The sequence below is a fragment of the Escherichia sp. E4742 genome (assembly GCF_005843885.1).
Lineage (GTDB): Bacteria > Pseudomonadota > Gammaproteobacteria > Enterobacterales > Enterobacteriaceae > Escherichia.
Window position 1 is genome coordinate 1341380 of sequence record NZ_CP040443.1, and the last position, 21556, is coordinate 1362935.

The 21556-nt window shown below is 51.9% G+C and carries 16 protein-coding genes; 11 read left to right on the top strand and 5 right to left on the bottom strand.

The window, feature by feature from the left end; translation table 11 throughout:
- The first annotated feature begins 72 nt into the window (after window positions 1-72).
- The 6 genes from ebgA to fadH all read left to right on the top strand — a co-directional run bounded on the left by ebgA (window position 73) and on the right by fadH (window position 10922).
- Window positions 73-3165 (top strand): beta-galactosidase subunit alpha, encoded by a 3093-nt coding sequence (gene ebgA / locus FEM44_RS06435; RefSeq protein ID WP_135523975.1) that lies wholly within the window; start codon window positions 73-75, stop codon window positions 3163-3165.
- Window positions 3162-3611: a beta-galactosidase subunit beta gene (locus FEM44_RS06440; RefSeq protein ID WP_001219943.1), complete on the top strand. Its 450-nt coding sequence runs from the start codon at window positions 3162-3164 to the stop codon at window positions 3609-3611. Before ebgA ends, FEM44_RS06440 begins: the two co-directional genes overlap by 4 nt.
- Window positions 3612-3673: 62 nt before the next feature.
- On the top strand, window positions 3674-5107 hold the full coding sequence (locus tag FEM44_RS06445) for an amino acid permease (RefSeq protein ID WP_135523974.1): 1434 nt from the start codon (window positions 3674-3676) through the stop codon (window positions 5105-5107).
- A 133-nt stretch (window positions 5108-5240) separates the two neighbouring features.
- Window positions 5241-6311: a protein YgjJ gene (gene ygjJ, locus FEM44_RS06450; protein ID WP_135523973.1), complete on the top strand. Its 1071-nt coding sequence runs from the start codon at window positions 5241-5243 to the stop codon at window positions 6309-6311.
- Window positions 6312-6327: 16 nt separating this feature from the next.
- Window positions 6328-8679, top strand: a complete 2352-nt coding sequence (gene ygjK, locus FEM44_RS06455) for an alpha-glucosidase (protein WP_135523972.1) — start codon at window positions 6328-6330, stop codon at window positions 8677-8679.
- A gap of 224 nt (window positions 8680-8903) precedes the next feature.
- Entirely contained in the window at window positions 8904-10922 is a 2019-nt protein-coding gene (gene fadH / locus FEM44_RS06460; RefSeq protein WP_135523971.1) for an NADPH-dependent 2,4-dienoyl-CoA reductase, read from the top strand.
- A 110-nt stretch (window positions 10923-11032) separates the two neighbouring features.
- Here the strand turns inward: fadH and higA are convergent, their stop codons facing one another.
- From higA to rlmG, 3 genes are all read right to left on the bottom strand, one after another.
- Window positions 11033-11449: a type II toxin-antitoxin system antitoxin HigA gene (gene higA, locus FEM44_RS06465; protein ID WP_135523970.1), complete on the bottom strand. Its 417-nt coding sequence runs from the start codon at window positions 11447-11449 to the stop codon at window positions 11033-11035.
- Between the two features lie 20 nt (window positions 11450-11469).
- Window positions 11470-12267, bottom strand: a complete 798-nt coding sequence (locus tag FEM44_RS06470) for a DUF1266 domain-containing protein (protein WP_138158947.1) — start codon at window positions 12265-12267, stop codon at window positions 11470-11472.
- Between the two features lie 195 nt (window positions 12268-12462).
- The gene (rlmG, locus tag FEM44_RS06475; protein ID WP_000018683.1) at window positions 12463-13599 is read right to left on the bottom strand and encodes a 23S rRNA (guanine(1835)-N(2))-methyltransferase RlmG; all 1137 of its coding nucleotides are present in this window, start codon (window positions 13597-13599) and stop codon (window positions 12463-12465) included.
- Window positions 13600-13683: 84 nt separating this feature from the next.
- Between rlmG and FEM44_RS06480 the strand changes: the two genes are divergently transcribed.
- The 5 genes from FEM44_RS06480 to sstT all read left to right on the top strand — a co-directional run bounded on the left by FEM44_RS06480 (window position 13684) and on the right by sstT (window position 19272).
- Window positions 13684-14187 (top strand): M48 metallopeptidase family protein, encoded by a 504-nt coding sequence (locus tag FEM44_RS06480; protein ID WP_130259073.1) that lies wholly within the window; start codon window positions 13684-13686, stop codon window positions 14185-14187.
- A gap of 76 nt (window positions 14188-14263) precedes the next feature.
- Window positions 14264-14956 (top strand): SanA/YdcF family protein, encoded by a 693-nt coding sequence (locus FEM44_RS06485; protein ID WP_135523969.1) that lies wholly within the window; start codon window positions 14264-14266, stop codon window positions 14954-14956.
- Between the two features lie 78 nt (window positions 14957-15034).
- Complete coding sequence (locus FEM44_RS06490) at window positions 15035-16021, top strand: Gfo/Idh/MocA family protein (protein WP_135523968.1); 987 nt, start codon at window positions 15035-15037, stop codon at window positions 16019-16021.
- A gap of 460 nt (window positions 16022-16481) precedes the next feature.
- Complete coding sequence (gene alx / locus FEM44_RS06495; protein WP_001098791.1) at window positions 16482-17447, top strand: TerC family membrane protein Alx; 966 nt, start codon at window positions 16482-16484, stop codon at window positions 17445-17447.
- 580 nt (window positions 17448-18027) lie between these two features.
- Window positions 18028-19272 carry a serine/threonine transporter SstT gene (gene sstT / locus FEM44_RS06500; RefSeq protein WP_135523965.1) on the top strand — a complete coding sequence of 415 codons (1245 nt, stop codon included), beginning with the start codon at window positions 18028-18030 and terminating at the stop codon, window positions 19270-19272.
- A 3-nt stretch (window positions 19273-19275) separates the two neighbouring features.
- Here sstT and FEM44_RS06505 read toward each other — a convergent pair whose 3' ends face one another.
- Window positions 19276-19827: a YgjV family protein gene (locus FEM44_RS06505; protein ID WP_135523964.1), complete on the bottom strand. Its 552-nt coding sequence runs from the start codon at window positions 19825-19827 to the stop codon at window positions 19276-19278.
- Window positions 19828-20068: 241 nt separating this feature from the next.
- Window positions 20069-21556 (bottom strand): altronate dehydratase, encoded by a 1488-nt coding sequence (gene uxaA, locus FEM44_RS06510; RefSeq protein ID WP_130218271.1) that lies wholly within the window; start codon window positions 21554-21556, stop codon window positions 20069-20071.

Below are 21556 nucleotides of genomic sequence, written 5' to 3' on the forward strand. Positions count from 1 at the left end.
CTAAACTCCCCAGCAATTACACAAACTACCATCACCATGAATGGTTCCGATTTCTCTCTACCGGGAGGCCCTATGAATCGCTGGGAAAACATTCAGCTCACCCACGAAAACCGACTTGCGCCGCGTGCGTACTTTTTTTCATATGACTCTGTTGCGCAGGCGCGTACTTTTGCCCGTGAAACCAGCAGCCTGTTTCTACCCTTATGCGGTCAGTGGAATTTCCACTTTTTTGACCATCCGCTGCAAGTACCAGAAGCCTTCACCTCTGAGTTAATGGCTGACTGGGGGCATATTACCGTCCCCGCCATGTGGCAAATGGAAGGCCACGGCAAACTGCAATATACCGACGAAGGTTTTCCGTTCCCCATCGATGTGCCGTTTGTCCCCAGCGATAACCCAACCGGTGCCTATCAACGTATTTTCACCCTCAGCGACGGCTGGCAGGGTAAACAGACGCTGATTAAATTTGACGGCGTCGAAACCTATTTTGAAGTCTACGTTAACGGTCAGTATGTGGGTTTCAGCAAAGGCAGCCGCCTGACCGCAGAGTTTGACATCAGCGCGATGGTAAAAACCGGCGACAACCTGTTGTGTGTGCGCGTGATGCAGTGGGCGGACTCTACCTACGTGGAAGACCAGGATATGTGGTGGTCAGCGGGGATCTTCCGCGATGTTTATCTGATCGGTAAACAACCGACGCACATTAACGATTTCACCGTGCGCACCGACTTTGACGAAGCCTATTGCGATGCCACACTTTCCTGCGAAGTGGTGCTGGAAAATCTCGCCGCCTCCCCTGTCGTAACAACGCTGGAATATACTCTGTTGGACGGCGAGCGTGTGGTACACAGCGGCGCCATTGAGCATCTGGCAATTGAAAAACTGACCAGCGCCAGCTTTGCTTTTACTGTCGAACAGCCACAGCAATGGTCGGCAGAATCCCCTTATCTTTACCATCTGGTCATGACGCTGAAAGACGCCGACGGCAATGTTCTGGAAGTGGTGCCGCAACGCGTCGGCTTCCGTGATATCAAAGTGCGCGACGGTCTGTTCTGGATCAATAACCGTTATGTGATGCTGCACGGGGTAAACCGTCACGACAACGATCATCGCAAAGGTCGTGCCGTTGGGATGGATCGCGTCGAGAAAGATCTCCAGTTGATGAAGCAGCACAACATCAACTCCGTGCGTACCGCTCACTACCCGAACGATCCGCGTTTCTACGAACTGTGTGATATCTACGGCCTGTTTGTGATGGCGGAAACCGACGTCGAATCGCACGGCTTTGCTAATGTCGGCGATATCAGCCGCATTACTGACGATCCGCAGTGGGAAAAGGTCTACGTTGAGCGCATCGTTCGCCATATTCACGCGCAGAAAAACCATCCGTCGATCATCATCTGGTCGCTGGGCAATGAATCCGGCTATGGCTGTAACATCCGCGCGATGTACCACGCAGCGAAGGCGCTCGATGACACGCGTCTGGTGCACTACGAAGAAGATCGCGATGCTGAAGTGGTCGATATTATTTCCACCATGTACACCCGCGTGCCGCTGATGAATGAGTTTGGTGAATACCCGCATCCGAAGCCGCGCATCATCTGCGAATACGCTCATGCGATGGGGAACGGACCTGGCGGGCTGACGGAATACCAGAACGTCTTCTATAAGCACGATTGCATTCAGGGTCATTACGTCTGGGAATGGTGCGACCACGGAATTCAGGCGCAGGATGACAACGGCAATGTCTGGTATAAATTCGGCGGCGACTACGGCGACTATCCCAACAACTATAACTTCTGTCTTGATGGTTTGATCTATTCCGATCAGACGCCGGGACCAGGCCTGAAAGAGTACAAACAGGTTATTGCGCCGGTAAAAATCCATGCGCTGGATCTGACTCGTGGCGAGCTGAAAGTAGAAAATAAACTGTGGTTTACCACGCTTGATGACTACACCCTACACGCAGAGGTACGCGCCGAAGGTGAAACGCTCGCAACGCAGCAGATTAAGCTGCGCGACGTTGCGCCAAACAGCGAAGCGCCATTGCACATTACGCTGCCGCAACTGGACGCCCGCGAAGCGTTCCTCAACATTACGGTGACCAAAGATTCCCGCACCCGCTACAGCGAAGCCGGACACCCTATCGCCACTTATCAGTTCCCACTGAAGGAAAACACCGCGCAGCCAGTGCCTTTCGCGCCGAATAATGCTCGTCCGCTGACGCTGGAAGACGATCGTTTGAGTTGCACCGTTCGCGGCTACAACTTCGCGATCACCTTCTCAAAAATGAGTGGCAAACCGACATCCTGGCAGGTGAATGGCGAATCGCTGCTGACCCGCGAGCCAAAGATCAACTTCTTCAAGCCGATGATCGACAACCACAAGCAGGAGTACGAAGGGTTGTGGCAGCCGAATCATTTGCAGATTATGCAGGAACATCTGCGCGACTTTGCCGTTGAACAGAGCGATGGCGAAGTGTTGATCATCAGCCGCACGGTTATTGCCCCACCGGTGTTTGATTTCGGAATGCGCTGCACCTACATCTGGCGCATCGCTGCCGATGGCCAGGTTAACGTGGCGCTTTCCGGCGAGCGTTACGGCGACTATCCGCACATCATTCCGTGCATCGGTTTCACCATGGGGATTAACGGCGAATACGACCAGGTGGCGTACTACGGACGCGGGCCGGGCGAAAACTACGCTGACAGCCAGCAGGCTAACATCATCGATATCTGGCGCAGCACCGTCGATGCCATGTTCGAGAACTATCCCTTCCCACAGAACAACGGCAACCGTCAGCATGTCCGCTGGGCGGCGCTGACAAACCGCCACGGCAACGGCCTGCTGGTGGTTCCGCAGCGCCCAATTAACTTCAGCGCCTGGCACTATACCCAGGAAAACATCCACGCTGCCCAGCACTGTAACGAGCTGCAGCGCAGTGATGACATCACCCTGAATCTTGACCACCAGTTGCTTGGCCTCGGCTCCAACTCCTGGGGCAGCGAGGTGCTGGACTCCTGGCGCGTCTGGTTCCGTGACTTCAGTTACGGATTTACGTTGCTTCCGGTTTCTGGCGGAGAAGCTACCGCGCAAAGCCTGGCGTCGTATGAGTTCGGCGCAGGGTTCTTTTCCACGAATTTGCACAGCGAGAATAAGCAATGAGGATCATCGATAACTTAGAACAGTTCCGCCAGATTTACGCCTCTGGCAAGAAGTGGCAACGCTGCGTTGAAGCGATTGAAAATATCGACAACATTCAACCCGGCGTCGCCCACTCCATTGGTGACTCATTGACCTACCGTGTGGAAAATGACTCCGCGACCGATGCGTTATTTACCGGGCATCGTCGTTATTTTGAAGTGCATTACTACCTGCAAGGGCAGCAAAAGATTGAATATGCGCCGAAAGAGACATTACAGGTAGTGGAATATTATCGTGATGAAACTGACCGCGAATATTTAAAAGGCTGCGGAGAAACCGTTGAGGTCCACGAAGGACAAATTGTTATTTGCGATATCCATGAAGCGTATCGGTTTATCTGCAATAACGCGGTCAAAAAAGTGGTTCTCAAAGTCACCATCGAAGATGGTTATTTCCATAACAAATAACAACTACGGCGGCAAAAGGAGTTTGCCGCCACCGCTACCCTACTCATTTTCGGAGATGTGTTATGTCTGATACCAAACGTAATACAATCGGTAAATTCGGCTTGCTCTCGCTGACTTTTGCCGCCGTTTACAGCTTTAACAACGTTATCAATAATAATATTGAGCTTGGACTGGCCTCGGCACCGATGTTTTTCCTCGCAACGATTTTTTATTTTATTCCCTTCTGTCTAATCATCGCAGAATTCGTCTCGTTAAATAAAAACTCGGAAGCCGGTGTCTACGCGTGGGTAAAAAGCTCGCTGGGTGGACGTTGGGCATTTATTACTGCCTATACCTACTGGTTCGTAAACCTGTTCTTTTTCACCTCGTTGTTGCCGCGCGTTATTGCTTATGCATCGTATGCTTTCCTCGGCTACGAATATATTATGACGCCGGTTGCCACCACCATTATCAGTATGGTGCTGTTCGCCTTCTCCACCTGGGTTTCTACCAACGGGGCGAAAATGCTGGGGCCAATCACCTCCGTCACTTCAACGCTGATGCTGCTGTTAACGCTCTCCTACATTTTACTGGCAGGAACGGCGCTGGTTGGCGGCGTACAGCCTGCCGATCCGATCACCGTTGACGCGATGATCCCGAACTTCAACTGGGCGTTCCTCGGCGTTACCACCTGGATCTTTATGGCCGCAGGTGGCGCGGAGTCCGTCGCGGTGTACGTTAACGACGTCAAAGGCGGGTCGAAATCGTTCGTTAAAGTGATCATCCTCGCCGGGATTTTCATTGGCGTACTGTATTCCGTCTCCTCGGTGCTGATTAACGTCTTCGTCAGCAGCAAAGAGTTGAAATTTACCGGCGGATCGGTGCAGGTATTCCACGGCATGGCGGCGTATTTTGGTCTGCCGGAAGCGTTGATGAATCGTTTTGTCGGTCTGGTGTCCTTTACCGCGATGTTCGGCTCCCTGCTGATGTGGACTGCAACACCGGTGAAAATTTTCTTCTCCGAAATCCCGGAAGGCATCTTTGGTAAGAAAACCGTCGAACTGAACGAAAACGGCGTTCCGGCGCGCGCGGCGTGGCTCCAGTTCCTGATCGTAATTCCGCTGATGATTATCCCGATGCTCGGTTCCAATACCGTGCAGGATCTGATGAATACCATTATTAATATGACTGCCGCCGCGTCCATGCTTCCGCCGTTATTCATCATGCTGGCGTATCTGAATTTACGCGCCAAATTAGATCACCTGCCACGCGATTTCCGTATGGGCTCCCGCCGCACCGGTATTATCATTGTTTCAATGCTGATTGCGATATTTACCGTAGGGTTTGTTGCTTCGACATTCCCGACTGGCGCGAATATTATGACCATCATCTTTTATAACGTCGGCGGTATTGTTATCTTCCTCGGCTTTGCGTGGTGGAAATACAGTAAATATATAAAAGGATTAACGGCTGAAGAGCGCCATATTGAAGCGACGCCAGCCAGCAATGTTGATTAAGCAGAATAATAAAAAATGAGCAGGCATTTTCCCTCTTCCTGGATGGGGAGAGGGAAAATAGTTTCTGCCTTAATATTTTTATAATTACAACGATAAAAGGCTGTATTTTTTCTTTAGCTCATGGATTAACACAATGAAATTAATCACTGCACCATGCAGAGCATTACTTGCTCTGCCGTTTTGCTACGCCTTTTCTGCGGCCGCTGAAGAAGTGCGTCCGGCAGAACATGACGACACAAAAACACCCGCAATTACCTCAACGTCTTCTCCTTCATTTCGTTTTTACGGTGAATTAGGGGTCGGTGGGTATATGGATTTAGAGGGTGAGAATAAACATAAATACAGCGACGGCACTTATATCGAAGGCGGTCTGGAGATGAAATATGGCTCCTGGTTCGGCCTGATTTACGGCGAAGGCTGGACCGTGCAGGCCGACCACGACGGCAATGCCTGGGTGCCTGACCATAGCTGGGGCGGTTTTGAAGGTGGGATTAACCGTTTCTATGGCGGTTATCGCACCAATGATGGCACCGAAATCATGCTCAGTCTGCGTCAGGATTCCTCACTGGATGACCTGCAATGGTGGGGCGACTTCACACCCGATCTGGGCTACGTCATTCCCAATACCCGCGACATTATGACCGCGCTGAAGGTGCAGAACTTAAGCGGTAACTTCCGCTATAGCGTCACCGCCACGCCTGCCGGACATCATGACGAAAGCAAAGCCTGGCTACATTTTGGTAAATACGATCGCTACGACGACAAATACACCTATCCGGCAATGATGAACGGTTACATCCAGTACGACCTTGCCGAAGGCATCACCTGGATGAACGGTCTGGAAATCACCGACGGCACAGGACAACTCTATCTCACTGGCCTGCTTACCCCTAACTTCGCCGCCCGCGCCTGGCACCATACCGGACGCGCCGACGGGCTGGACGTACCGGGCAGCGAAAGCGGGATGATGGTGAGCGCCATGTATGAAGCGTTAAAGGGCGTTTATCTCTCGACCGCTTACACCTACGCCAGACATCGCCCTGACCACGCTGACAATGAAACCACCTCTTTCATGCAGTTTGGTATCTGGTACGAATACGGCGGCGGACGTTTCGCAACGGCTTTTGACAGCCGCTTCTACATGAAAAATGCCTCTAACGATCCCAGCGACCAAATCTTCCTGATGCAATATTTTTACTGGTAATAAGGACAGTAATCTCATGAAAATCAAAACCATTTTAACGCCAGTAGCCTGTGCTCTGCTGATGAGCTTTTCCGCCCATGCCGCTAACGCCGACAATTATAAAAACGTGATTAACCGTACCGGCGCGCCGCAGTACATGAAGGATTACGATTACGACGATCACCAGCGTTTTAATCCGTTTTTCGATCTCGGTGCCTGGCATGGTCATCTGTTGCCAGACGGCCCGAACACCATGGGCGGTTTTCCGGGCGTTGCGCTGCTGACGGAAGAGTACATCAACTTTATGGCCAGCAATTTCGACCGCCTGACCGTCTTGCAGGATGGCAAGAAAGTCAACTTCACGCTGGAGGCATACAGTATCCCCGGCGCGCTGGTGCAAAAACTGACAGCAAAAGATGTGCAGGTCGAAATGACTCTGCGCTTCGCCACGCCGCGCACCTCACTACTGGAAACCAAAATCACCAGCAATAAACCGCTGGATTTGGTGTGGGACGGCGAGCTGCTGGAAAAACTGGAAGCGAAGGAAGGGAAACCGCTTTCCGATAAAACTATTGCTGGTGAGTACCCTGACTATCAGCGCAAAATCAGCGCCACCCGTGATGGCCTGAAAGTTACCTTTGGCAAAGTGCGCGCCACCTGGGATCTGCTGACCTCCGGCGAATCAGAATATCAGGTGCATAAATCCCTGCCAGTGCAGACTGAAATCAATGGTAATCGCTTTACCAGTAAGGCACATATCAACGGTTCGACCACGCTCTATACCACCTATTCCCACCTGTTGACCGCTCAGGAAGTTAGCAAAGAGCAAATGCAGATCCGCGATATTCTTGCGCGTCCGGCGTTTTATCTCACCGCCTCGCAGCAACGCTGGGAAGAGTATCTGAAGAAAGGATTAACCAATCCGGATGCAACGTCGGAACAGACGCGCGTCGCGGTGAAAGCAATCGAAACGCTCAACGGTAACTGGCGCTCGCCTGGCGGCGCGGTGAAATACAACACCGTCACGCCGTCGGTGACCGGGCGCTGGTTCTCCGGCAATCAGACCTGGCCGTGGGATACCTGGAAGCAGGCGTTTGCGATGGCGCATTTCAATCCGGACATCGCCAAAGAGAATATCCGCGCGGTCTTTTCCTGGCAGATCCAGCCTGGCGACACTGTACGTCCGCAGGATGTAGGCTTTGTCCCCGACCTGATTGCATGGAACCTTAGCCCCGAGCGTGGCGGCGATGGCGGCAACTGGAACGAACGTAATACCAAACCCAGCCTTGCCGCCTGGTCGGTGATGGAAGTGTACAACGTCACCCATGATAAAACCTGGCTGGCAGAGATGTACCCGAAACTGGTGGCCTATCACGACTGGTGGTTACGTAACCGCGATCATAACGGCAACGGCGTGCCGGAATATGGCGCGACCCGCGATAAAGCCCACAACACCGAGAGCGGTGAGATGCTGTTTACGGTGAAAAAAGGCGACAAAGAAGAGACGCAGTCTGGCCTGAACAACTACGCCCGCGTGGTGGAGAAAGGCCAGTATGACAGTCTGGAAATTCCGGCACAGGTTGCTGCGTCGTGGGAATCGGGGCGTGATGACGCCGCCGTCTTTGGGTTTATCGACAAAGAACAGCTGGATAAATATGTCGCTAACGGCGGCAAACGTAGCGACTGGACGGTGAAATTCGCCGAAAACCGCAGTCAGGACGGAACGTTGCTGGGCTACTCGCTATTGCAGGAGTCGGTGGATCAGGCCAGCTATATGTACAGCGATAACCATTATCTGGCGGAGATGGCAACCATCCTCGGTAAGCCGGAAGAGGCCAAACGCTATCGCCAGTTGGCACAGCAGCTCGCAGACTACATCAACACCTGTATGTTCGACCCGACTACGCAGTTCTACTATGACGTGCGCATTGAAGATAAACCGCTGGCGAACGGCTGCGCGGGCAAACCGATTGTCGAGCGAGGTAAAGGACCGGAGGGCTGGTCGCCGCTGTTTAACGGTGCAGCAACGCAAGCCAACGCCGACGCGGTGGTGAAGGTGATGCTGGACACTAAAGAGTTCAACACTTTTGTACCGCTGGGAACGGCGGCGTTAACGAACCCGGCCTTTGGCGCGGATATTTACTGGCGCGGGCGCGTATGGGTGGATCAGTTCTGGTTTGGTCTGAAAGGGATGGAACGTTACGGTTATCGCGATGATGCCCTGAAGCTGGCGGATACGTTCTTCCAGCACGCCAAAGGATTAACCGCCGATGGTCCGATTCAGGAGAATTACAATCCGCTGACCGGCGCACAGCAAGGCGCACCAAATTTCTCCTGGAGTGCCGCGCATTTGTATATGTTGTATAACGATTTTTTCCGTAAGCAGTAATTTGCAACAGCTGGCGGATGCGGCGTAAACGCCTTATCCGCCCTACATGTGCGTTCCGTAGGCCGGATAAGACGCAGCAAGCGTCGCATCCGGCGTTACCCCCGGGCGTATTCTTTTTGAATCCCATCACAAACCCCGCATTCCCCTTTTCCCTTTTCTCCGGCGACGGCTAAATTAGAACTCATCCGACCACATAACAATTATTTTACATACTGGACAATTTTATGAGCTACCCGTCGCTGTTCGCCCCGCTTGATTTAGGCTTCACCACGTTAAAAAACCGTGTGTTGATGGGCTCAATGCACACCGGGCTGGAGGAATATCCAGACGGTGCCGAGCGGCTGTCGGCGTTTTATGCTGAACGCGCCCGTCACGGCGTGGCGCTGATCGTCAGCGGCGGCATTGCACCAGATTTAACAGGCGTTGGCATGGAAGGTGGCGCAATGCTCAACGACGTCAGCCAGATCCCACACCATCGCACCATTACCGAAGCCGTACATCAGGAAGGCGGCAAAATTGCCCTGCAAATTTTGCATACCGGGCGCTACAGCTACCAGCCGCATCTGGTCGCTCCCTCCGCACTGCAGGCGCCAATCAACCGCTTCGTTCCCCATGAGTTAAGCCACGAAGAAATCCTGCAACTGATCGACAATTTCGCCCGCTGTGCGCAACTGGCGCGAGAAGCCGGATACGATGGCGTAGAGGTGATGGGTTCCGAAGGGTATTTGATCAACGAATTTCTGACACTGCGCACCAATCAGCGTAGCGACCTGTGGGGCGGCGATTACCGCAACCGGATGCGATTTGCCGTAGAAGTAGTGCGTGCGGTGCGCGAACGCGTTGGCAACGACTTCATTATTATCTACCGGCTGTCGATGCTCGACCTGGTAGAAGGCGGCGGGACTTTTGCAGAAACGGTAGAACTGGCGCAGGCCATTGAAGCTGCGGGCGCAACCATTATCAACACCGGAATAGGCTGGCACGAAGCGCGGATTCCGACCATCGCCACACCGGTGCCGCGCGGGGCATTTAGCTGGGTCACGCGCAAACTGAAAGGCCACGTTTCGCTGCCACTGGTGACCACCAACCGAATTAACGATCCGCAGGTTGCCGACGATATTCTCTCGCGCGGTGATGCGGATATGGTATCGATGGCGCGACCGTTTCTTGCTGATGCCGAGCTGCTGTCAAAAGCGCAATCGGGGCGAGCCGATGAAATCAACACCTGCATTGGCTGCAACCAGGCCTGCCTCGATCAGATCTTCGTTGGCAAAGTCACCTCGTGCCTGGTGAATCCTCGCGCCTGCCATGAAACCAAAATGCCGCTCCTTCCCGCCATGCAGAAAAAAAATCTGGCGGTGGTCGGTGCGGGACCTGCTGGGCTGGCGTTTGCCATTAACGCGGCGGCGCGTGGGCATCAGGTAACATTGTTTGATGCGCACAGCGAGATCGGCGGGCAGTTTAATATCGCCAAACAGATCCCCGGCAAAGAGGAGTTTTACGAAACATTGCGCTACTACCGCAGGATGATCGAAGTGACGGGCGTGATGCTAAAACTCAATCACACCGTGACGGCGGAGCAGTTACAGGCGTTTGATGAAACGATCCTTGCCAGCGGGATCGTACCGCGCATTCCGCCCATTGACGGGATCGATCATCCGAAGGTGTTGAGTTATATCGATGTCCTGCGCGACAAAACGCCGGTGGGCAACAAAGTCGCCATTATCGGTTGTGGCGGAATTGGTTTTGATACGGCGATGTATTTGAGTCAGCCGGGTGAATCCACCAGCCAGAACATCGCCGAGTTCTGTAATGAGTGGGGGATCGACAGTAGCCTGCAACAGGCTGGTGGCTTAAGCCCGCAGGGAATGCAGATCCCCCGTAGTCCACGACAAATCGTGATGCTCCAACGCAAAGCCAGCAAACCAGGACAAGGGTTGGGCAAAACCACCGGCTGGATTCATCGCACCACCCTGCTCTCGCGCGGCGTGAAAATGATCCCTGGCGTAAGTTATCAGAAGATCGACGATGACGGGCTGCATGTGGTGATCAACGGTGAACCGCAAATTTTGGCGGTAGATCATGTGGTGATCTGCGCGGGGCAGGAGCCAAACCGCGCGCTGGCACAACCCTTAATCGATGCAGGAAAAACCGTGCATTTGATTGGCGGCTGCGACGTGGCTATGGAGCTGGACGCACGGCGAGCGATTGCCCAGGGAACACGGCTTGCGCTGGAGATTTAAATCGTGCATTGAGGTGCCGGATGAGACGCTTGCCGCGTCTTATCCGGCCTGGGGGTAACGTGCTGAACGTAGGCCGGATAAGGCGTTCACGCCGCATCCGGCAGGTCGTATTAATCAATAAACAAGGCGGGAGAAATGCCGAATCGCGTTGCCAGTTTTTTAGCGTGTTCCAGCGTTAATTTTCTCTTCCCGTTCAAAACGCGTGACACCATCGATTTACTGCCAATTTCCGGAAGATCAGAAAGGGTTAAACCGTATTGATCCATCAGGGTACGAATCACAGCAACACCGCCAGGCATGGCTTGAGCCATGGCATTAAATTCAGCAAATTCAGACGCTGATTCTTCCCACGCTGTGATTTTGGCACACACCAGATCCAGCAAGGGGTTTTCAGGATCGTTGAGCAGCAGATGATCGACCAGTTCCAGCGCCTGGGCGTATTGTTCTTCGTTCTGGATACCCGCCAGAAAAGGTGCCACAGCGGTTAGCTTTTCTCCTGCTTGCAAGATGTCGGCAATCGCAATCATTTTTTCCTTACACAATTAATTCAAGCATAGGGTGACTTTTCTATTTTTAATGGTGTATTCCAGTCTAACTTAAATGGACTGTTAGCCACATCCTGATGTTTATTTATAATCACGACTCTATTGTGATAGCAGCCTAATTTTTTAAGATCATGTTGTTGATCTTCCCCACTCCACCAAAGATAACCATATAAATAGCTTTTATTAAATTCGTTCCATGATGAAAAACTTTTCTGAATTTTTGATGTTACATCAAAGACTTCTTTCATATAACGTTGTTCATCTATCCATCCTGCTAAATAGTAATCCGCTAATAAATGATTTGCTCGACTTAAATCCCATGCGAGAATCGCATTGTTGCCAAAATCAAGAAGAGCATCATGCATTACTCTCATTTTAGGCAGTAATTTTTTATCAGTGAGATTTTCGAATAATGTTTGCCAGTTTTGCTCTGTATCTAAATTTATGACATTTTCAGTTAGATGATTAAACTCCTGGAGAAATTGTTCGTTATGGCGGCCATCAACAAGTGACTGGACCATCTCCATACCCGCAGATATGTCTTTTACCCCCCAGAATCGTTTACAACGACCTTTTGCAGTAAAACGATTATCTTTATTATACTCATGGCCCGCTAATAACCGATAATCACCGCGATTTAATACTGTAATTACAAGGTGCGTTCCATTAACATAACGCATCGTATCATTTAGCAGTGGAGCATTGTCTCTTTTTTTACGTTTTCTTTTTACATCCATCCACGCCCACGTCAGAGCAACAGGAACAGTAACAGCAAGTCCTAGCAAAATATATTTATCCATAATTATTCCAATCAATGATATGCTGATGAAGATCGTTAAGAATATAGAATGACAACCAGACAAAAAAGTCCTTAAACAGACCTCTTCTATTTAGAATTATTTTATTTAAATTAACAGATTAAAAATAATGGAATAACAATAAATTCAATTACCGGATCGGGTATTTCAACCACAATCCGGCATTGCGCATAAATCTTATCGACGACGCCCCAACTTCACCGCTTTCAGCACCACAAATTTATTATTCGTGGCAATAGTGGTGCAGTTGCCGAAAATTTTCTTCAGTTTGTGGAAGTAATCCAGATGGCGGTTGGCAACGATATACAGCTCGCCGTTGATTTTCAGGCAGCGGCGGGCGTGGTGGAACATCTCCCATGCGACGTTATCGGTCAGCGCATGTTGCTGGTGAAACGGCGGGTTGCAGAGCACAGCATTAAAGCGGAAAGGCTCCACGCCGGAGAGCGCGTTGTTGATCATAAATTCGCAGCGATCCAACGCCTCAGGCATGTTGGTTTCAACGTTCAAACGGCTGGAAGCAACCGCCATCGGCGATTCATCGACAAACACCACTTTCGCCTGCGGGTTTTTATCAAGCAGCGTCAGGCCAATAACGCCGTTACCACAGCCGAGATCGACAATCTCACCTTCGAGATTCTCCGGCAGATGTTGCATAAAGAAGCGCGCGCCAATATCCAGTCCGGTGCGGGAGAAGACATTCGCATGGTTGTGGATAGTCCAGTCAGTACCTTCCAGCTTCCAGCTAACCGTCTGTGGTGCATCAGCCAGCGGCGGCTCGTTGAATGTACAGTTAATCAGGCGCGCTTTTTTCCATGCCAGCGTGGTGGTGGTCGGGCCAAGTACTTTTTCGAACAGTTCCAGCGTGGAAGTGTGAATGTCACGGGCTTTGGCACCGGCAATAATACGTGTATCCGACGTGACCACTTTGCGCAGTGCGCGCAGTTGCTGTTCCAGCAATGCCAGTGTTTTCGGTACTTTGATCAGCACCACGCCCGGCTGTTGCGGGTAGTCAGCGGTACTGTCGAGAAACTTCACGCTCGACTCATCAATCCCGTTGAGGCGTAAATTCTCACGCGTCGCCAGTTCGCTGATGTATGAGTCGCCGATGCTGTACGGCTTATGTTCCGCCAGCGCACAGCTTAACGCGCCAAAAGCATCATTCAGGATTAACACCGGGCCGCGGATTTCTGTATCGTCCAACTGTTGCAGCAAATATTCATCCGCCGCTTCCCACGCCTGTAGCGGGTTAACGTCATCCGTCGCCGGAAAACGTTGTAGTGTCAGTGAACGGAAACCGTTGTCTAAGTGGCTCATCGGCCCTCCTGAATGATAAAATTTCGACGTTGCCCCTGAAAAGGGTGCGTGAGTATACCCTTTTTCTCTTTTTCGTGGGCGGTTATGAGCAATCTTACTTATCTTCAGGGTTATCCCGAGCAACTGCTTTCCCAGGTGCGCACGCTGATTAATGAACAGCGTCTGGGTGATGTGCTGGCAAAACGCTATCCGGGAACGCACGACTACGCCACCGATAAAGCCCTCTGGCAATATACTCAGGATCTGAAAAATCAGTTTCTGCGCAATGCCCCGCCGATCAATAAAGTGATGTATGACAATAAGATCCACGTGCTGAAAAACGCACTCGGGTTACATACCGCTGTTTCACGTGTGCAGGGCGGCAAGCTGAAAGCGAAGGCGGAGATCCGCGTCGCCACCGTGTTTCGCAATGCGCCGGAACCGTTTTTACGTATGATCGTCGTCCATGAACTGGCGCATCTGAAAGAGAAAGAGCACAACAAAGCGTTCTATCAGTTGTGCTGCCATATGGAACCGCAGTACCACCAGCTTGAGTTCGACACTCGCCTGTGGCTGACGCAGCTTACGCTTGAGCAGGCCAAAATCTGAAAATGATCTCAGGCGCTATCTTTTCCTCCTTTAGCGCCTAAAATCGACCTCCCCTCTATCGTTAAGGATAACGACCATGCTGCGCGCATTTGCCCGCCTCCTTCGCCGCATTTGTTTTTCTCGCCGGACTCTCAAAATTACCTGTTTATTGTTGCTTGTAGCAGGCGCGACGATTTTTATCGCCGATCGGGCAATGGTCAACGCCAGCCAACAACTCACCTGGAGTGACGTCAACGCCGTTCCGGCACGTAACGTGGGTTTATTGCTGGGGGCGAGACCGGGTAATCGCTACTTTACCCGACGCATTGATACCGCCGCAGAGTTGTACCACGCAGGAAAAGTAAAATGGTTACTGGTCAGTGGCGATAACGGACGTAAAAATTACGATGAAGCGTCAGGCATGCAGCAGGCTTTGATCGCTAAGGGCATACCGGCAAAAGTGATCTTCTGTGACTATGCCGGATTCTCAACGCTTGATTCAGTGGTACGTGCCAATAAAGTGTTTGGGGAAAACCATATCACCATTATTTCGCAGGAATTTCATAACCAACGCGCCATCTGGCTGGCAAAACAGTACGGCATCGATGCTATCGGGTTTAACGCGCCAGACCTGAATATGAAGCATGGTTTGTATACTCAGCTGCGGGAGAAACTCGCCAGGGTTAGAGCGGTGGTAGACGCAAAAATCCTCCATCGCCAGCCAAAATATCTCGGACCGTCGGTCATGATTGGCCCGTTTAGTGAGCATGGTTGTCCGGCGCAGAAATAATGCGTATCCGCGCACGTCGAAGATGAAAAAGGCGTGCTACATTGACGGCAGAATCCCTTTATGGAGTATCCCCGCGTTATGATACGTTTCGCCGTGATTGGTACGAACTGGATCACTCACCAGTTCATCGAGGCCGCACATGAAAGCGGTAAATATAAGTTAACCGCCGTCTATTCCCGCAGCCTTGAACAGGCCCAGCACTTCGCCAATGAGTTTTCTGTCGAGCATCTGTTTACGTCGCTGGAAGCAATGGCGGAAAGCGATGCTATTGACGCGGTGTATATTGCCAGCCCGAACGCCCTGCACTTTTCCCAGACGCAGCTTTTTCTGAGCCACAAAATCCATGTGATTTGCGAGAAACCACTGGCGTCGAATTTGGCGGAAGTGGATGCGGCCATTGCCTGTGCGCGGGAAAATCAGGTGGTGCTGTTTGAAGCATTTAAAACGGCCTGCCTGCCTAACTTTCATCTGTTACGCCAGGCGCTGCCAAAAGTCGGCAAACTGCGGAAAGTCTTTTTCAACTACTGCCAGTATTCCTCGCGTTATCAACGCTATCTGGATGGTGAGAATCCCAACACCTTCAATCCGGCGTTCTCTAACGGTTCGATTATGGATATCGGCTTTTACTGCCTGGCGTCGGCGGTGGCGTTATTTGGTGAGCCGAACAGCGTACAGGCGAGCGCCAGTTTACTGGCAAGCGGCGTGGATGCCCACGGCGTGGTGGTGATGGATTACGGTGATTTCAGCGTTACATTGCAGCACTCAAAAGTCAGTGATTCTGTCCTGGCAAGCGAGATTCAGGGCGAAGCGGGATCGCTGGTGATTGAAAAACTCTCTGAATGCCAGAAAGTCTGCTTTGTACCGCGCGGCAGCCAGATGCAGGATCTCACCCAACCGCAGCATATTAATACCATGCTCTACGAAGCAGAGCTGTTTGCTGAACTGGTGGATGAGCATCTGATTAATCATCCGGGGCTGGCGGTCAGTCGCATTACCGCCAAACTGCTGACTGAGATCCGCCGCCAGACTGGGGTCGTTTTTCCGGCTGATAGCGTAAATCTATAATTGTTACCGTAAAGCAGTGTAAAAGGCATGTAACAGACCATTGACTGGATGAATGGTCTGTCATACTTTGTTACCTGCAAAGGGGAGTAACTTCATTGCCGGTCGATCGTCATTACGATGTGTGAAAAACCACATCCGGTCACCGGGCAACCCGAAAGGAATACGCAGACGTATTCTTTTGAGACTGATGACAAACGCGAAATTGCCTGATGCGCTACGCTTATCAGGCCTACATAGTTCCTGCAATCTTTTGAATTTGCATGATTTTGTAGGCCGGATAAGGCGTTCACGCCGCATCCGGCATAAACGCAGGCACTTTGTCACCAATCTGAAAGGAATACGCAGACGTATTCCTTTTTTGTTGTAAGTGAGACCTTGCCGGAAGGCGAGGTCTATGCATAAAAAGCAGCGGCTGACGTCTTCCGACGTTGGCCGTTTTTTTTATGTGTAAGGAACTTCTATGAATACTGTCGGCACGCCGTTGCTATGGGGCGGATTTGCTGTTGTTGTCGCCATTATGCTGGCTATCGACCTGTTATTACAGGGGCGTCGTGGCGCGCATGCCATGACCATGAAACAGGCTGCGGCCTGGTCACTGGTCTGGGTGACGCTGTCGTTACTGTTTAATGCCGCTTTCTGGTGGTATCTGGCTCAGACACAGGGGCGCGAAGTCGCGGACCCGCAGGCGCTGGCCTTCCTCACAGGTTATCTGATTGAGAAATCGCTGGCGGTCGATAACGTCTTTGTCTGGCTGATGTTGTTCAGCTATTTCTCTGTTCCGGCAGCATTACAACGCCGCGTGCTGGTGTATGGCGTGCTCGGAGCGATTGTTCTGCGTACCATCATGATCTTCACCGGTAGTTGGCTGATTTCTCAGTTCGACTGGATCCTGTATATCTTCGGCGCCTTCCTGCTGTTTACCGGCGTGAAGATGGCGCTCGCCCATGAAGATGAATCAGGGATTGGCGACAAGCCGTTGGTGCGCTGGTTGCGCGGTCATTTGCGTATGACCGACACCATCGACAACGAGCATTTCTTTGTGCGTAAGAATGGCTTGTTGTATGCCACGCCGCTGATGCTGGTGCTGATTCTGGTGGAGTTGAGCGACGTGATTTTCGCCGTGGATAGCATTCCGGCTATCTTCGCCGTGACTACCGACCCGTTTATTGTGCTGACCTCAAACTTGTTTGCGATCCTCGGCCTGCGTGCGATGTATTTCCTGCTGGCGGGCGTAGCAGAGCGTTTCTCGATGCTCAAATATGGCCTGGCGGTGATTCTGGTGTTTATCGGTATCAAGATGCTGATTGTCGACTTCTACCATATTCCGATCGCCGTCTCGCTGGGCGTGGTGTTTGGCATTCTGGTGATGACGTTTATTATCAACGCCTGGGTGAATTATCGGCATGATAAGCAGCGGGTAGAATAATTCGCATTAAAACGCATACACCACTAGGTCAGGCACAACTATGTGATGTTCTCTTCTGGTTGCGCTCCTTTTCAGTGCAATGCCATATAAAGTCACTGGCGCAAGGAGCGCGCAGGGGGAGGACAATCGCCTCCTCCCCCTGCACCCCCGGGCTCTGGCGAACAAAATCGCCGCTGCGCGGTGCCCTCAGCTTATCCCTTCCGGCTATCGGGTACGGGCGCGAGGTAACATCCCTGTAAAACGCGCCCTCAGCCCACATCCATGTGGGCTGCCCCGGCCTTCAGGGAACGCCTCGGCGATTTTGACGCCACCAACACCGGTGCGGTTTATCAGTCTGCAACAAACACAACTAAACCTAATCAAGGATCAGGAGATGCCAGTTTGCTTTACCCACGAATATGTCAAACAAATGTAACCATTAAGTTGCAAAACATGACCTCCCTTTAAAATCCAGCATTTTTCGCTTCCCGAAGCTGTAACTTTCCTTATACTCGACCTTGCAAACACTTTGTTACATCCTGAAAGATGCGTCGACAGAACGCACCAGGGATGTGCGATAACACAATGAAAGGATCGAAAAATGACTACGCAACGTTCACCGGGGCTATTCCGGCGTCTGGCTCATGGCAGCCTGGTAAAACAAATCCTGGTCGGCCTTGTTCTGGGGATTCTCCTGGCATGGATCTCAAAACCGGCGGCTGAAGCTGTTGGTCTGTTAGGCACGTTATTCGTTGGCGCATTGAAAGCTGTAGCGCCAATTCTGGTGCTGATGCTGGTAATGGCTTCCATCGCTAACCACCAGCACGGGCAGAAAACCAATATCCGCCCTATTTTGTTCCTCTATCTGCTGGGTACTTTCTCTGCCGCACTGGCCGCAGTCGTTTTCAGCTTCGCCTTCCCTTCGACCCTGCATTTGTCCAGTAGCGCGGGCGATATTTCCCCGCCGTCAGGCATCGTGGAAGTGATGCGTGGGCTGGTGTTGAGCATGGTTTCTAACCCTATTGAGGCTCTGCTGAAAGGTAACTACATCGGGATTCTGGTGTGGGCCATTGGCCTTGGTTTCGCTCTGCGTCACGGTAACGAAACCACCAAAAACCTGGTCAACGATATGTCGAATGCCGTTACCTTTATGGTGAAACTGGTAATTCGTTTCGCACCAATCGGTATTTTTGGTCTGGTTTCTTCTACGCTGGCAACCACCGGTTTCTCCACACTGTGGGGCTACGCGCAACTGCTGGTCGTGCTGGTTGGCTGTATGTTGCTGGTGGCGCTGGTGGTTAACCCATTGCTGGTGTGGTGGAAAATTCGTCGTAACCCGTTCCCGCTGGTGCTGCTGTGCCTGCGCGAAAGCGGCGTGTACGCCTTTTTCACCCGTAGCTCGGCGGCGAATATTCCAGTAAACATGGCATTGTGTGAAAAGCTGAATCTGGACCGCGATACCTATTCCGTTTCTATTCCGCTGGGTGCCACCATCAATATGGCAGGCGCAGCAATCACCATTACCGTGTTGACGCTGGCTGCGGTTAATACGCTGGGTATTCCGGTCGATCTACCCACAGCGCTGCTGTTGAGCGTAGTGGCTTCTCTGTGCGCCTGTGGCGCATCCGGCGTGGCGGGGGGTTCTCTGCTGCTGATCCCGCTGGCCTGTAATATGTTCGGTATTTCGAACGATATCGCCATGCAGGTGGTTGCCGTCGGCTTTATCATCGGCGTATTGCAGGACTCCTGCGAAACCGCGCTGAACTCTTCAACTGACGTGCTGTTCACCGCAGCCGCGTGCCAGGCGGAAGACGAGCGTCTGGCAAATAGCGCCCTGCGTAATTAATACTTAGCCCCTTTCGTCAACGGCGGAAGGGGTTTTCTCTACTTTAAATGGATCAATTCCCCTTTTCTGCATCCGCCAGAAACGAATGATATTCAGGCCATTCATCAGTAGAAAACTACCTTCAATCATCGTGCCGCCAATCGACCCGGCCCAGATGTTGTGAGTTAACCAGCAACAAGTAGAAAACCACATCACGCAGCGCATGGTCAGCCCTTTAAAGCGAAATAGCGCCCAGGTACTGACAATCGTGCCAATGACCGGCAGCAGCTCCATCGGATGATGGAACTTCGCCAGACCAACTCCTCCCGTCAGCACGATGAAGATCGCCATTATCCATAAACTACGGGTACGCAGAGTAATTAACGTACGGATAGCATTGAGGATTGAGCTGGCCCCCGCCGGGAAGACGCCCATCAGGAAAAAATGTATGCCGATAAATACGCTATAGATGGAAAGCTGAATTTTGAAGCGACGTTCATCGCGGTTGAAGAATGTTGTAATACCAATCAGAAAGGCGATGACACCCACGCCCTGGGCCAGCCAATACGCGGTCATGATAAATCCTTAGCAGGTATGGAAAAGCAAACGGCGCTTCGAGTTAGAAACGCCGCTTCAGATTGCTGACAAAGTGCATCTCATTTCTTGCCGGATGCGACGTAAACGCCTTATCCAGCCTACAAGATCGTGCAACTTTACTATATTGCGAAGCGCATCAGGCAATTATGCGTTTATCAACAACCTTAAACGGCGCTTCACATTATGAAACGCCGTTTATTATTCACAACTTATTTCGACTTTACAGCGTTACGCCGCTTTTAAAGATCGCCAGTTCGCGGAAGTCGTTACGCTCGTTGCAGGTTTGCTTACCGTTGGCAAACTCAACGATGGTATCGATAAATTCTTCCAGCAACTGCGGCATCGCTTTACCGTGGATCAGCTGACCCGCGTCAAAGTCGATCCAGTGTTTTTTCTTCGCTGCCAGTTCGCTGTTGGTGGCGATTTTAACCGTCGGCACGAAACCACCATACGGCGTGCCGCGACCGGTACTAAACAGCACCATGTGGCAGCCCGCACCCGCCAGGGCGCTGGTCGCTACGGCATCGTTACCCGGTGCACTTAACAGGTTCAGCCCTGGTGTTTTCAAACGTTCGCCGTAGCGCAGCACGTCTACCACCTGGCTGGAGCCCGCTTTCTGGGTACAGCCGAGAGATTTATCTTCCAGCGTGGTGATACCACCCGCTTTGTTCCCCGGCGATGGGTTTTCGTAGATCGGCTGGTCATGGGCAATAAAGTACTGTTTGAAGTCGTTGACCATGGTGACCAGTTTTTCAAACGTCGCTTCATCGCGACAATGGTCCATCAGCAATTGCTCTGCGCCGAACATTTCCGGTACTTCGGTCAGCACGGTAGTGCCGCCGTTAGCAATCACATAGTCAGAGAAACGCCCCAGCATTGGGTTAGCAGTAATACCGGAAAGACCGTCAGAACCACCGCACTCCAGACCAAACTTCAGTTCGCTGAGTTTGCCTGGCTCGCGTTTATCGTTGCGCATCACGTTATACAGCTGATGCAGATGCTCGATCCCGGCTTCAATCTCATCATCCTGCTGTTGGCAGATCATGAAGTGAACGCGTTCAGGATCGATATCGCCCAGCGTTTCACGGAAAGCATCAACCTGGTTGTTTTCACAGCCCAGACCAATGACCAACACGGCGCCTGCGTTCGGATGACGCACCATGTTTTGCAGCATGGTGCGGGTATTAATGTGATCGTCGCCCAGCTGCGAGCAGCCGTAGGTGTGGCTGAAGAGGAACACGCCGTCAGTACCTTCAGCGTTGTTCGTCTCTTTCAAAAAACGGTTCTGGATCTGTCGCGCGATGCCGTTGACGCAGCCCACGGTCGGCAGGATCCACAACTCGTTACGTACCCCGACATCACCGTTAGCGCGACGATAGATCTGCACTTCACGATCTGCCGCTTGCGCAGGCAGATCCTGAAAATCAGGTTGATAGCGATACTGATCCAGATCGCTCAGATTCGTGCGCGTATTGTGGGCGTGAACGTGTTCCCCCGCCGCAATATCCGCCAATGCATAACCAATCGGCAGGCCATATTTGATGACGTTGGCCCCTTTTGCGATATCCGTTAACGCAAATTTATGTCCACGAGCAACATCCTGGCGCAGCGTTACGGTCTGGTTATCGACACTGATTTCTGTGCCTTCAGCCAAATCCGCTAAAGCGACCGCGACGTTATCCAGCGCATGGATCTTGATGTATTGCAT